The sequence below is a fragment of the Flavobacterium sp. HJSW_4 genome, from assembly GCF_042436695.1.
Classification (GTDB): Bacteria; Bacteroidota; Bacteroidia; order Flavobacteriales; family Flavobacteriaceae; genus Flavobacterium.
Window position 1 is genome coordinate 1 of sequence record NZ_JBHNPP010000056.1, and the last position, 14,694, is coordinate 14,694.

The window sequence follows — 14,694 nt, forward strand, 5'->3', positions numbered from 1 at the left end:
TTTTTATTTTTCAATCCTGCGGGCGCAAATCACCTGCAGATTTCATCTCCGATTTTTCGTTATTTAAAGATTACATTACCAGTTTTACAGGCGGTATCGTTTCTGCAGATTCTGATATTCGTGTGGTTTTGGCATTCGATAAAAACGATTGGAAACCCAATCAGGAATTAGATGACGATTTATTTGATATTTCGCCAAGTGTTCACGGAAAAGTCGTAGCACTTTCAACGAATACTTTAGCTTTTATTCCGGAGAAAAAACTCAAAATGGGAACAGAATATCAGGTTACTTTAAACTTAGATAAACTGACTGCCATTCCGAAAGAGAAAGAAAAAGAACTTTCTAAATTCAATTTTACAGTTAAAACCGTTAAACAGGATTTCACCATCAATACTGGGGATATTCAGTCGTACAGCAAAGAATATCAATATTTAAACTGCACACTTAAAACAGCAGATAATATTGATTTGGAAACCGCTATTAAGTTGGTTCAAGCCAAACATAACGGAAACGATCTTAAGATCAAGTTTGATAAAAATGTGTCTTCAGGAAAAGAATTTCATTTTATAATTGACAGCATTCAGCGTCAATCAGAAGTTTCAAATTTAGAAATTATCTATGATGGAAATGATTTTGATATTGATCAAAAAGGACAAATCGATTTCCCGATTACAAGCATCAACGAATTTAAAGTTATAAAAGTTGAAGTTCCAGACGGAAACAATCAGCAGGTTTTAATTAATTTCTCTGAACCTTTAGAAAAAGGACAAGATTTTGCTGGATTGGTTTCTATTCAAAATACTAATAATCTGAAATTTTCAACTCAAGGAAATTTACTTAAAGTATATTTTAGTAATCAAAACGCGCCTAAAAAAGAAGAGCCAATAGCGGTAGCCGTTGCAGAACCAGCTGCGGTTGCGGTAGATTCGGCAGCCGTTGTAGTTGACTCAGCCGCAGTTGCTGTAGATTCAGCCGCAGCTGTTGTAGAAGAAGTCGTTGAATATGTACCAGATGAAGAACCAGAGCAAGTTGTTACGGGTGAATTATTATTGGAAGTATTTCAGGGAATTGAAAGTCAGTACGGCAAAAAACTAGAAAACAATTACAGCGAGAAAATCTCTTTCGATCAGATCAAACCAAATATTCGTTTTATTAAAAACGGAACGATTCTGCCAAGTTCAAATAATTTAAAATTGAATTTTGAAGCGGTAAATCTTAGTGCTGTAGATGTAAAGGTTTATAAAATTTACAAAAATAATATTCTGCAATTTCTTCAATATAATGAATTAAACGGCGGACAAAATCTTAAGAAAGTAGCACAGCCAATTGCCAAAACTACTTTAAATTTAAGAGAAAGTACACTCGTAAATCTAGCAAAATGGAATACCTATGCTTTAGACTTATCGAAAATTATCAAACCAGAACCAGGCGCGATTTACAGAGTGGAATTTGTTTACAAAAAGAAATATTCGTTATACAAATGTGAAACTTCAGAAGGAAACGATGATGAAACCGAGGAGGAAGAAGTTGATGAAAACGACGTAAACTACAGCGGAAATTCTTATGATGATTACTATTATTACGACGATTACGATTGGAGAGAAAGCCAAGATCCTTGTACAGGTTCTTATTTCTACAATGCGAGAATTGCAACCAATATTTTAGCTACAGATTTAGGAGTTATTGCCAAAAGAGGAGAAAATAAATCGTACTTATTTGCTGTAAATAATATCGTTACAACCGAACCAGTTTCGAATGCAAGAGTAGATTTATATAATTTCCAACAGCAAAAAATAGCAACAGAAGCGACAAGCAGCGAAGGTATTGCATCTTTCCAATTGGATAAATTCGCTTATTTTGCCATTGTCACTTTAGGCGATCAATCGACTTACGTGAAGCTGGATGACGGACTTTCTTTATCAGTAAGTAATTTTGATGTTGCAGGTGAAACTTTACAGAAAGGATTAAAAGGATTTATTTACGGAGAAAGAGGTGTTTGGCGTCCTGGCGATAATTTATATTTATCATTTATTTTGAATGACGCCGCGAATAAACTTCCGAAATCACATCCGATTAAATTCAGATTAAACGATCCGAACGGAAAAACGGTTTATCAAACAGTTCAAAAAACGAATGATCTGAATCATTATGCTTTTACAGTTCCAACAAACCAAGATGCGCCAACAGGAAACTGGGAAGCAATGGTTAGCGTTGGAGGTGCAAAATTCTATAAAAGCATTAAGATTGAAACGATCAAACCTAATCGTTTAAAAATCAAAAATACATTTAGCAGAAAAACGCTTTCAGCATCATATCCAAATACAGATAATTTGGAAGTGACTTGGTTACACGGAGCAATTGCGAAGAATTTGAATGTAGAAATGCAGGCAAAATTCTCTCAGCAAGCTACAACTTTCAAAGGATACGAAAAATATACTTTTGATGATTTAGCGCGTCAATTTAGTACAGAAGAAATCAACGTTTTCTCAGGGAAATTAAACGAAAGCGGAAAAGCTTCAGTAAACATTCAGCCAAGATTGCAAGGTCAGGCGCCGGGAATGCTTCGCGCTTCATTCATTACAAAAGTATATGAAGAAGGAGGTGATTTTAGTACAGATGTGATGTCAACCACTTATTCTCCATACAAAACGTATGTTGGAGTTAAAACGCCTGAACTGAATAAATACAGCATGCTTGAAACGAGAACAAATAATCGTTTTGAAGTGGTGACTGTAGATGAAAACGGAAGACCAAAATCGGTTAGAAATCTTGAAGTACGAGTTTACAAGGTAGACTGGAGATGGTGGTGGGATTCTTCAAGCGATAATTTATCAAATTATAACTCGTCGAATGCAACGACTTCATACAAAACTTTTGTCATCAATACGGATTCAAGCGGAAAAGGAAGTTTCCAATTTGCCTTGACAGATGAAGAATGGGGACGTTATTTAATTCGTGTTGCTGATCAGGAAGATGGTCATGCGACTTCGTTAACCGTAAATATCGACTGGCCAATCTGGTCTGGAAAAACGAGAAATAGAGATGCTTCGACAGCAAATATGTTGGTGTTTTCTACCGATAAGAAAAACTATGCCGTTGGAGAAAAAGCACAAATTTCTTTCCCTTCAAGTGAAGGAGGAAGAGCTTTAATTTCTGTAGAAAATGGATCTCGAGTGGTGCAAACTATTTGGGCAGAAACTAAAAAAGGAGAAACTAAAGTTGAAGTTCCGATTACGGGAGCAATGGCACCAAACGTATATTTCAATATTACGTTACTGCAGCCACACGCTTCAACCAAAAACGATTCGCCAATTCGTATGTACGGAATTGTACCAATTGAAGTGGTAGACAAAAATACAATTCTTGCTCCAACGCTTTCAATGCCGGATGTTTTAAAACCTGAACAATCTTTTACAGTAAAAGTGGGTGAGAAATCAGGCAAAGAAATGACCTATACAATCGCCGTTGTAGATGAAGGACTTTTGGATTTAACTCGTTTTAAAACACCAAACGCATGGGATAGTTTCTATGTTCGTGAAGCTTTAGGAGTAAAAACTTGGGACGTTTACGATGATGTAATTGGCGCTTACGGCGGAAAAATAAATCAGATTTTCAGTATTGGTGGGGATCAGGATTTAGGCGGAGGAAAAGCTAAAAAAGCGAACCGTTTTAAGCCTGTTGTACTGTACTACGGACCATTTAAATTAGGAAAAGGAGAAACAAAATCGCATCAATTAAAATTACCGAAATACATTGGTTCAGTTCGAACAATGGTTGTGGCAGGAGATGCAAATACAAGCGCTTATGGAAGTGTTGAAAAAGCAACTCAGGTTAAGAGTCCGTTGATGGTTTTGGCTTCGTTGCCAAGAAAGATTTCGCCATCAGAAAAAGTAACATTGCCAGTAACTGTTTTTGCAACTGAAAGCAAAATCAAAAATGTTTCGATCCAAGTAAAAACAAGCAACGGATTAAAAGTAATGGGAAGTGCAGTTCAAAGTTTGAATTTTGCACAGCCAGATGAAAAAATGGCGTATTTTAATTTGGTCGTAGGATCTGCGACTGGAATTGCAAAAGTTCAGGTAATAGCAACATCAGGAAGTGAAAAATCAGTTTATGATGTTGAAATTGATATGACGAACCCGAATCCGGTTACGAGTACTTTTACAGATGTTGTTTTAACGCCAAATAGTACTAAAACAATTTCATGGAAAACATTTGGAATTGCCGGAAGCAACAAAGCAAGATTGGAAGTTTCATCAATGCCATCAATGAATTTGAACGGAAGATTACAATTCTTAATTCAATATCCTCATGGATGTGTTGAACAAACAACTTCATCGGTTTTTCCACAATTGTATTTAGGCGATGTGGCTGATATTGATGCAAAACGCAAAGATCTGATTCAGAAAAATATTGCTGCTGGAATTGCGAGATTGGGTAATTTCCAATTATCAAATGGAGGGCTGCCTTACTGGCAAGGAAATGCAATTGCAGACGATTGGGGAACTTCTTACGCTGGACATTTCTTGATTGAAGCAGAGAAAAAAGGATATGTATTGCCAATTAATTTCAAATCAAAATGGCTGTCATATCAGCAGAAAGAAGCGAAACAATGGCGTTTTGAACCGAAATATGGAAATGATTTAGCTCAGGCATATCGTTTGTATACTTTAGCTTTAGCTGGAAATGCCGATTTATCTGCAATGAACAGACTAAGAGAAACAAAAGGTATTTCGAATGAAAGTATGCTTCGTTTAGCTGCAGCTTACGTTTTAGCAGGCCAGAAATCGGCTGGACAAAGTTTGTTCTTGAAAACAAGTATCGACGGAAGTTCAGACGGTTATAGCTATTACTATTATGGTTCAAGCGAAAGAAATAGAGCAATGGCTTTAGAAACGATGCTTCTTTTAGACCAAAAACAAAAAGCATTTGTAACAGCTTCTAAATTGGCTAAAGAAATGTCAGCTAATCAATGGATGAGCACGCAGACAACGGCTTACTGCTTGTATGCAATGTCGAAATTTGCGGTAAGCAATGGTCCAAAAGGAATCAATATTCAATTCAGTAAAAACGGAAAAGGAGAAACCATAAATACAGGGAAATCAGTTGCAGATCGCAGTTTGTCTGTTGCTTCGGGTGCAAATAGTATCACGCTGAAAAACAATAAAGCAAATACAGTTTATGTTCGTGTATTGAACACTGGAATTCTGCCAATCGGACAAGAAAATGCGGTTCAAAGTGATGTTACGGCTTCGATTGTTTTCAAAAATAGAAAAGGAAGTGTAATAAATGTTTCAAAAATCAATCAAGGAACTGAATTTGTTGCGGAGGTTACGATTAAAAACCAAAGAGGAGAAAGCGTTCAAAATGTTGCATTGTCGCAAATTCTACCTTCAGGATTCGAAATTGTAAATACTCGTTTCACTGATTACGGAGATGCTGTAAACAATATTGCAGATTATATTGATATCCGAGACGACAGAACGAATTTCTATTTCGGAATGAAAGCGAGAGAAACAAAAGTTTTCCGTATCCTACTTAATGCATCGTATTTAGGAAACTATTATCTGCCAGGATTGCAATGCGAAGCGATGTACGATAATACATTCTTAGCAAGAACAAAAGGTTTCTGGGTTGAGGTTGTAAAATAAAGTTGTTAGTCACGAATTCACGAATTAATTTTTTATAATTTAAATTCGTGAATTCGTGGCGAAAAAAAACAAGCATTGAAAAATAAAATTAAAGCGTTCCTTCAACGCATTATAAACTGGATAAAAAAGAATAAGATAAAATCAGCAATTGCATTTCTGCTATTGCTGATTTACTATTTTTCGATACCCCGAACATTATTCAAAGAACCTTATTCAACCGTAATAGAAAGCAAAGAAGGAGAGCTTCTAGGCGCTAAAATTGCTCGAGACGGACAATGGCGTTTTCCAGCACAAGACAGTGTTCCAGACAAGTTCAAGAAATGCATTGTTTATTTTGAAGACGAATATTTCTATAAACATCCCGGTTTCAATCCCGGAGCAATGATCAATGCTTTCAAACAAAATAGAAAAGCAGGAAAAGTTGTTCGAGGAGGAAGTACGCTGACACAGCAAGTTATCCGATTATCTCGAAAAGGAAAAAACAGAACTTATTTCGAAAAAGTTATAGAAATTATTCTCGCTACGAGATTAGAATTGGGCTATTCTAAAAATGAAATTCTCGAAATGTACGCAGCTCATGCACCATTTGGAGGAAATGTTGTGGGGCTTGAAATGGCTTCATGGCGTTATTTTGGTGTTCAATCCAATCAATTGTCATGGGCAGAAAATGCGGTTTTGGCTGTTTTACCGAATGCGCCGAGTTTGATTTATCCAGGAAAAAATCAAATAAAATTATTAAATAAAAGAAACCGACTTCTTTTAAAACTGCATCAAGAAGGAATAATAGACAAGCAGACGTACGAACTTTCGATAGAAGAACCATTGCCTCAAAAACCGTATGATTTGCCTCAAATTGCTCCGCATTTGCTTCAAAGAGTGGCTAAAGGCGAAGAAGGAACAAGAGTTAAAACCACAATTGATTACGCACTTCAAAACAGAGTTAATCAAATTGCAAGATATTATTACAATCAATACAAACAGAATGAAGTTCATAATCTGGCGATTTTGGTAATTGATGTTCAGAGTAGAAATGTAATGAGTTACGTTGGAAATTCTCCAGCCGATGCAGATCACCAAAAAGATGTAGATATTATCGATGCTCCAAGAAGTACGGGAAGTATTTTAAAACCGCTTCTATATGGCGCGATGTTGGATGATGGCGAATTGCTTCCGAATACTTTAATTGCAGATATTCCAACACAGATTTCGGGTTATACACCGCAAAACTTTAATTTGACTTTTGACGGAGCAGTTCCTGCACATCGCGCATTGTCTCGTTCATTAAATATTCCTGCGGTTTTGATGTTGCAGGATTTTAGTGTAAACAAATTTTACGAAGAATTGCAAAAATTCAAATTAAGAAATATCAATAAAACACCCGATCATTACGGATTATCACTGATTTTGGGAGGTGCAGAAAGTAATTTATGGGATTTATGCCGAACGTATGCCAATCTTTCTTCTACGGTTAATTATTACACTAAAAATAAAGGGCAATACAGAACCAATGAATTTACAGAGTTGAATTATAAAAACGATTTTAAACCCGATTTTGGCTCAGAAACCAATCAGAAGAATATTTTAGGTGCAGGCTCAATTTGGCTGACTTACAGCGCAATGGAAGAAGTCAACAGACCAGAAGGAGATGAGGCTTGGAAGTTTTATGACAGTTCGCTTAAAATTGCATGGAAAACAGGAACGAGTTTCGGAAATAGAGACGCTTGGGCTATTGGAACAAATTCGAGATATGTTGTTGGAATCTGGGTTGGAAATGCAACAGGTGAAGGAAGACCAACTTTAACGGGAGTTACGAGCGCCGCACCAATTTTATTTGATGTTTTTAATTTACTTCCAAGACAAAGATGGTTTGATACGCCTTATAATGATTTAGCAGAAGTTGAGGTTTGTCGATTAAGTGGTTATTTGGCGAAAGATAATTGTCCGAAAATCAAACAATGGGTTCCTAAAAAAGGAAAATCGACTAAAGTTTGCCCGTATCATAAAACCATTCATTTAGATAAAACAGAACAATTTCAGGTCAATAGCAGTTGTGAAAGTGTAGATAATATTGTTACTAAAAACTGGTTTGTATTGCCTCCGGTTATGGCATGGTACTATAAAAGTCAGCACATAGAATATCTGCCTTTGCCACCGTTTAAAGAAGGTTGTGAAGGAACACAAACCACAACAATGGATTTTATTTATCCGAAAGCGAATAGTAAAATCTATTTAACGAAGGATTTCAATAGTAATGTGCAACCCGTGATTTTAAAAGTGGCTTATTCTGAAAGAGATAAGGAATTATTCTGGTATGTTGATGATGTGTATAAAGCCACAACCAAAACATTTCATGAATTGCCAATTACGCCAACAACAGGAACGCATTACATCACGGTTGTTGATGCTTCTGGAAATGAAATCAGAAGGAAAATTGAGATAGTTCGAGAATAAAATTTCCGCCACGAATTCTCGAATTATTTTAAAATTAATTCGAGAATTCGTGGCGGAAAAAATAAAAAAAGCTATAAAAAAACCGCCAATCTTTCGAAAGGCGGTTTTTTGTTTTTATTCTGAAATAACATTTCCCTTTTTATCGTAGAAATGATATTCTAAGTACGTGTAAGCGTCACGAGGTATGATTTTCACCCATTTCTTATGTTCAAAAAACCATTTTGAACGTAATGATGGAAAACCTTTGCTGAGGTATGCAGCCACAAACGGGTGTGTATTAAGCACAACCTTATTGTGGGTTTTTAAAAGTCTTTCTAAATCAGAGGTGATCTTGTCAATTATTAATATTGGTGCTTCAATTTCACCATTAACTTTATTAGGATCTTCTTCTCTAGTTTTAATGTTAACTTCTGGTCTTACGCGCTGTCTTGTAATTTGGACCAAACCAAACTTACTCGGCGGTAATATTTTATGCTTTGCTTTATCGTCGCTCATTTCTTCTCGCAAGAAGTCGAACAAAACTTTCCTATTTTCAGGATTAGACATATCGATAAAATCAACTACGATTATTCCGCCCATATCACGCAAGCGTAGTTGTCTTGCGATTTCAGCAGCGGCAATCATATTCACTTCCATGGCTGTGTCTTCTTGGTTGGTCGCTTTATTAGAACGGTTTCCGCTGTTTACGTCTATAACGTGAAGTGCTTCGGTGTGTTCTATAATTAGATAAGCACCTTTGCTCATGGAAACAGTTCGGCCAAAAGAAGTTTTGATTTGTCTCTCTATATTGTATTTCTCGAAAATTGGGGTGTCATTTGATTGATAAAACTTAACAATCGATTGTTTTGAAGGCGCAATTTCTTGCAAATATTCCTTCGTTTGATGGTACAACTCTTCATCATCTATTTGTATACCGCTGAAGGTATCGTTGAATACATCTCTTAATATCGAAGAAGCTCTATTAAGCTCTCCTAATACTTTTGATGGATGATGAGCAGTTGGTAATTTTTTACACATTGCAGACCATCTGCCAAGCAGGTTCTGCAAATCTTTTTCTAATTCGGCTACGTTTTTGCCTTCGGCTACTGTACGAACAATAACACCAAATCCTTTAGGTTTGATCGATAGAACAAGTTTTTTTAGACGATCCTTTTCTTTTTTGTCTTCTATTTTTTGAGAAATAGAAACACGATCAGAAAAAGGAACTAGAACGATAAATCTTCCGGCAAGAGAAAGCTCAGCACTTATTCTTGGTCCTTTGGTTGATATAGGTTCTTTAACTACTTGAACTAAGACAGATTGATTGGCACTTAAAATATCAGTAATGATGCCATCTTTGTCAATCTCTTTTTCAAACTGAAAGGTTTTTAGGGAGAAATCTTTTAATTTACCTGCGCTTACAAGTTTTATGAATTTCAGCTGAGAAGCTAGATTTGGACCCAAATCATGATAATGTAAAAAGGCATCTTTTTCAAAGCCTACATTTACAAAAGCAGCATTAAGTCCAGCAACTGGTTTTCTGATTTTGGCAATAAAAATATCACCAACCTGAAAGTTGCTTTTTTCTTCTTCTTTGTGTAATTCAATTAGTTTTCCATCTTTTAATAAGGCAAAATCTACGGCTTCAGAACTAGATCTAATGATTAATTCTTTATTCACACTGTAAATTTTTATCCAGACTTTTAGTTTCAGGTTTTAGGTTTCAAGTTTCAGGTTTTGCAACTCATAACTCATAACTTATAACTCATAACTGAATTGTAAGGATGGATTAAACAATTATTTTAACAGGTATTAACCCGGAGGAGTTAGCTGTCAGTTTTCAGTGCCAGTAAGCAGTTTCAAGCTGCAAACTGTAATCTGTGACTGAGACTATCAAACTCCAATTTCAATGAACGTTTAAAAAGAAAAAAGTAGTTTAAAACTACTTTTTCTTTTTGTGGCGGTTAGCTCTCGCTCTTTTTTTACGTTTGTGAGTAGCTACCTTATGTCTCTTTCTTTTTTTACCACTTGGCATATTGTGTCAGATTTATGTTAATTAATATTATTTTGCTTCGTTGTTAGTTTTAACTCCCTCTACAAAAACTTTTGCAGGTTTGAACGCAGGAATGTTGTGTGCTGGAATTTTAATAGTAGTGTTTTTAGAAATGTTTCTTCCAGTCTTTTCAGCTCTAGTTTTAACGATAAAACTACCAAAACCTCTTAGGTAAACATTGTCTCCAGTCTCTAAAGAAGTCTTAACTTCTTCCATAAAAGTTTCTACTGTTGCTTGAACGTCTCCTTTTTCAAGACCTAGTTTCTCTGAAATCTTCGCTACGATATCTGCTTTCGTCATTTTCTTTCCTATTTTATTTTATAAATGGTGTACTATTTTTTTGAGTTTGCAAATATAGGAATTAAAAAAATAATTAATCAAGCTAATTCGTTAAATTTTAATTACATAAACATTTACTTTTGCAATCTAAGTATTTTACGATGAATTTTCATAACATATTGATAAAATGGTATTTACAGCACAAGCGTGATTTACCGTGGCGAAAAACGGTCGATCCGTACCAAATTTGGCTCTCAGAAATCATGCTTCAGCAGACGCGAGTTGCTCAAGGAATGCCTTATTTTTTTTTATTTACTCAGGAATTTCCTACCGTAAAACATTTAGCAGAAGCTTCAGAAGAGAAAGTTTTGAAACTTTGGCAAGGTTTGGGTTATTATTCTCGTGCTCGAAATCTTCATAAAACGGCTCAATATATAAGTAATGACTTAAATGGTATTTTTCCTGATTCGTATAAAGAGCTTTTAAAACTTAAAGGTGTTGGTGAATATACAGCCGCAGCAATAGCTTCTTTCTCCTATAATGAATTCGTTCCTGTGGTAGACGGAAATGTATTTCGTGTTTTGGCCCGTTATTTTGATATCGAATCGGATATCGCGCTCCCAGCAACTAAAAAAGAGTTTGCGGCGTTGGCTCAGGAGTTAATGCCGAAAGATAACCCAGCTATTTTTAATCAAGCTATAATGGAGTTTGGTGCGTTGCAATGTGTTCCTAAAAGCCCAGATTGCACTATTTGTGTTTTTAACGAAAGCTGCGTCGCCTTGCAAAAAGGAAAAGTGAATATGCTTCCCGTTAAGTCAAAAAAGATAAAAGTGACCAATCGCTACTTTAATTATTTGGTTTTGGAAGATATTTCGGGAAATACATTAATTCGAAAAAGAACCGAAAAAGGAATTTGGCATAATTTATATGAGTTTCCGTTACTAGAAACCCAATCAATTGTTGATTTTGATGTAGTTTCTAAAATGGCTAAAAATGAAATCTTTCCAGAATATACTATTATAAGTATAGAAGATTATAGTGAATCAACCGTTATACATAAACTTTCGCATCAGCATCTGCACATTCAGTTTTGGAAAATTAAAGTGGAGGAAGAAATTGAAAACGGAGTAGATGCTCAAAAATTGAAAACTTTTCCTTTTCCTATCGTGATATATAATTTTATAGAAAAGCAAGAAATAAATTGCTAAAAAAATGTATCTTTGGGAGAAATACCACCAAAAACTATGAACGGAACATTAAATAAAGTGATGCTTATTGGCCATTTAGGCGATGATGTAAAGATGCATTATTTTGATGGAGGAAACTGCATCGGACGTTTTCAGCTGGCTACCAATGAGGTATATATCAATAAAACGACCAATGAAAAGATAACTTCTACAGAATGGCATAATTTGGTTGTGCGTAATAAAGCCGCAGAGATTTGCGAAAAATATCTTTCTAAAGGAGATAAAATTTATGTTGAAGGAAGAATAAAATCTCGTCAATGGCAAACAGAAGATGGGACGACAAAATATACTACCGAAATTCAGGTTACAGAGTTTACTTTCTTGACAACTAAAAAAGAAACTGCATATACAAAGCAAAACCAGGATACAGAGTCGGTAAAAAATACTAACTTTGATGCTCCTGAAGGGCTTCCGATTAATGATCTGCCCTTCTAAGCGATGTTTAACTAATTTTACACAGTTTGGACCCAGAGCCCAGTTTACTTTTTTCTACAAATCTTGACGCCAATTTAATTATTGGTTTCGTCGGAATTTTTATTTTATTATTTCTTTCAGCAATCGTTTCTGGCGCTGAAGTTGCTCTTTTTTCTTTATCGCAACAAGATATCGATGACACTTTAAACGATAATCTTGCAAAAGGTAAAATTATTTCAAATTTATTGGACAAACCTAAAAAGCTTTTGGCAACTTTATTGGTTGCAAATAACTTTTTTAATATTGGCGTAGTAATTCTTTTTGGTTACATCGGACAAAATATTTTTGCTAATGTAAGTTCGCCAGCCTTTAAATTTACTTTAGAGGTAATCTTAGTTACTTTTTTAATTTTATTATTTGGCGAAGTTCTTCCTAAGGTTTACGCGAGCAGAAACAGTATTCGTTTTGCTAAAGGCGTGGCTTACCCGTTGGCATTTTTAGATAAAGTGCTTTCGCCTGTCAGTTTGCCAATGCGCGCCGTTACTATATATTTGCAGAATAAATTAGGTAAACAAAAAAATAATTTTTCAATCAATCAGCTTTCTCAGGCTTTAGAATTAACAGATTCTGAAGGAACTTCGACAGAAGAACAAAAAATTCTGGAAGGAATAGTTTCTTTCGGGAATACCGATACAAAGCAGGTTATGAGCCCAAGAATTGATATTTTTGCATTGGAAATATCAGAAACATTCGCAGCCATTTATCCTAAAATAATTGAAACAGGTTTTTCTAGAATTCCAATTTATCGTGATAATATTGATCAGATTGAAGGAGTGCTTTTCGTAAAAGATTTGCTTCCGCACATTGATAAAGAAGAATTTGATTGGACTTCTTTAATTCGTGAAGCTTTCTTTGTTCCTGAAAATAAAAAATTAGATAATCTTTTAAAGGATTTTCAGAGCCTAAAAAGCCACTTAGCTATTGTGGTTGATGAATATGGAGGAACATCTGGATTGGTTTCGTTAGAAGATGTTATCGAAGAAATAGTTGGAGATATTAGTGATGAATTTGATGATGAAAATCTAAATTTTTCACAGATTGATGACAATAATTTTCTTTTTGAAGGAAAAATAAATTTAAAGGATTTCTACAGAATTGTAGATGTTGATGAAGATGTGTTTGAAGCTCATAAAGGAGAAGCAGAAACATTAGCGGGATTTATTCTGGAAATTTTAGGTAATTTTCCGAAAAAAGATCAAAAAGTACCTTTTGAGAACTGTATTTTCACGGTAGAAACAGTTGATAAAAAGCGTGTAAAACAAATAAAAGTAACAATAAATTAAAATGTTAAATAGAATACTTTCAATAACGGCAATTTTGCTTGCTCTAACGGTTATAAGCTGTAAAAATGATGTTTTGCCTAAACCGGCGAGTTACCTGCGATTGGATTATCCAGAAGCAAAATATGTGAATTTTGAAAACAATTGTCCATTTGCTTTTCAGATGAATGAAGAGGCAATTATTAAAGGAGAAAAAGAATGCGGATTTGCAATTACTTATCCAAAGATGAAAGCGACCATTTATTTGACCTATAAGCCTGTAAATGGCAATATTGATAAATTACTACGTGATGCTCAAAAACTGACTTACGAGCACGTAATTAAAGCCGATGATATTTTAGAACAACCGTATTTAAATCCAGAGAAAAAGGTTTTCGGAATGTTTTATCAAGTTGATGGAAACGCAGCAACTAACTCTCAGTTTTATGTTACAGACAGTACAAAACACTTTTTAATAGGTTCTGTATATTTTTACGCAAAACCAAATTTTGACTCAATCATGCCAGCAGCGAGTTATGTTAAAAACGATATGCAGCGTTTAATGGAAACATTAAAATGGAAATAAAGAAAATAAAAAAAGGATCCAATTTGGATCCTTTTTTTATGAGATGATTTTAAGTCTTAAGACTTAAAATTCGAAACTTTATATGTTTTTCCGTCTCCAGTTTCTTGAACTACTTTTGTTAAAGATTCTGAATTTTGGATTGTTTTATCAAAACTTACCGTTGCAGTTTTCTTGTCAAAATCAACAGTTGCTTTGTCAACCCCGTCAAGATTTGCTAATTCTTCTTCGATTGTTTTTGCACATCCCATAGCACAAGTCATTCCTTCAATTTGGAAACTTGCTGTTTGTAAATTTTCAGCAGCGATTGGTTTGTGTTCTTTTGGAGCAGTTTTTTCTGCATTTACAACTTCAAGACTTTTGTCTTCTGCTTTTTTACAACCAACAAATACTAATCCAGCGATTGTTGCGGCGATTAAGATTTTTGAAATTTTCATTATATATAAATTTAAAAATTGCGAATTACTTTCCTGCAAAATTAATAAAAAGAGCGCGCTCAGTTCGTAAAATAATTACAAATTTGCAGTAAATAACAATTTATGGATACAAAACAGTTAAAGTGGATATACTTGGGGATTCTTTCTCTTATCTGGGGAAGTTCTTTTATTTTAATAAAAAAGGGATTGGTCGGACTAACGGCAATCCAAGTTGGTTCTTTCCGAATTATTTTTGCCGCACTTTTTCTGTTGATTTTTGGTTTTAATAGTCTAAAGAAAAT

General features: G+C 34.8%; 10 protein-coding genes. 7 read left to right on the top strand and 3 right to left on the bottom strand.

All coding sequences use genetic code 11. The features are described 5' to 3' along the window. On the top strand, window positions 1-5,651 hold a 5,651-nt coding region (locus ACE01P_RS23730; protein WP_379701538.1), incomplete at its 5' end, for an alpha-2-macroglobulin. Window positions 5,652-5,726: 75 nt separating this feature from the next. Then, window positions 5,727-8,102 (top strand): penicillin-binding protein 1C, encoded by a 2,376-nt coding sequence (gene pbpC, locus ACE01P_RS23735; RefSeq protein WP_379701539.1) that lies wholly within the window; start codon window positions 5,727-5,729, stop codon window positions 8,100-8,102. Between the two features lie 114 nt (window positions 8,103-8,216). Here pbpC and ACE01P_RS23740 read toward each other — a convergent pair whose 3' ends face one another. Both ACE01P_RS23740 and ACE01P_RS23745 read right to left on the bottom strand, forming a co-directional pair. Next, the gene (locus tag ACE01P_RS23740; protein ID WP_109191684.1) at window positions 8,217-9,761 is read right to left on the bottom strand and encodes a ribonuclease E/G; all 1,545 of its coding nucleotides are present in this window, start codon (window positions 9,759-9,761) and stop codon (window positions 8,217-8,219) included. 382 nt (window positions 9,762-10,143) lie between these two features. Then, window positions 10,144-10,434, bottom strand: coding sequence for an HU family DNA-binding protein (locus tag ACE01P_RS23745; protein ID WP_007805026.1), 291 nt, complete (start codon window positions 10,432-10,434; stop codon window positions 10,144-10,146). A 140-nt stretch (window positions 10,435-10,574) separates the two neighbouring features. Here ACE01P_RS23745 and mutY point away from each other — a divergent pair, with 140 nt between their 5' ends. The 4 genes from mutY to gldD are packed head-to-tail and all read left to right on the top strand — an operon-like array spanning window position 10,575 to window position 13,979. After that, window positions 10,575-11,621, top strand: coding sequence for an A/G-specific adenine glycosylase (gene mutY, locus ACE01P_RS23750; protein WP_379701540.1), 1,047 nt, complete (start codon window positions 10,575-10,577; stop codon window positions 11,619-11,621). A 36-nt stretch (window positions 11,622-11,657) separates the two neighbouring features. Further along, complete coding sequence (locus tag ACE01P_RS23755) at window positions 11,658-12,095, top strand: single-stranded DNA-binding protein (protein WP_379701544.1); 438 nt, start codon at window positions 11,658-11,660, stop codon at window positions 12,093-12,095. Window positions 12,096-12,121: 26 nt separating this feature from the next. Then, window positions 12,122-13,417, top strand: coding sequence for a gliding motility-associated protein GldE (locus tag ACE01P_RS23760; RefSeq protein WP_379701541.1), 1,296 nt, complete (start codon window positions 12,122-12,124; stop codon window positions 13,415-13,417). A gap of 1 nt (window position 13,418) precedes the next feature. Continuing rightward, entirely contained in the window at window positions 13,419-13,979 is a 561-nt protein-coding gene (gene gldD, locus ACE01P_RS23765) for a gliding motility lipoprotein GldD (RefSeq protein ID WP_379701542.1), read from the top strand. A 56-nt stretch (window positions 13,980-14,035) separates the two neighbouring features. Here the strand turns inward: gldD and ACE01P_RS23770 are convergent, their stop codons facing one another. Then, window positions 14,036-14,413, bottom strand: a complete 378-nt coding sequence (locus ACE01P_RS23770) for a heavy-metal-associated domain-containing protein (protein WP_379701543.1) — start codon at window positions 14,411-14,413, stop codon at window positions 14,036-14,038. A 102-nt stretch (window positions 14,414-14,515) separates the two neighbouring features. Between ACE01P_RS23770 and ACE01P_RS23775 the strand changes: the two genes are divergently transcribed. Next, the coding region (locus ACE01P_RS23775) for an EamA family transporter (protein ID WP_379701545.1) at window positions 14,516-14,694 on the top strand (179 nt) is incomplete at its 3' end.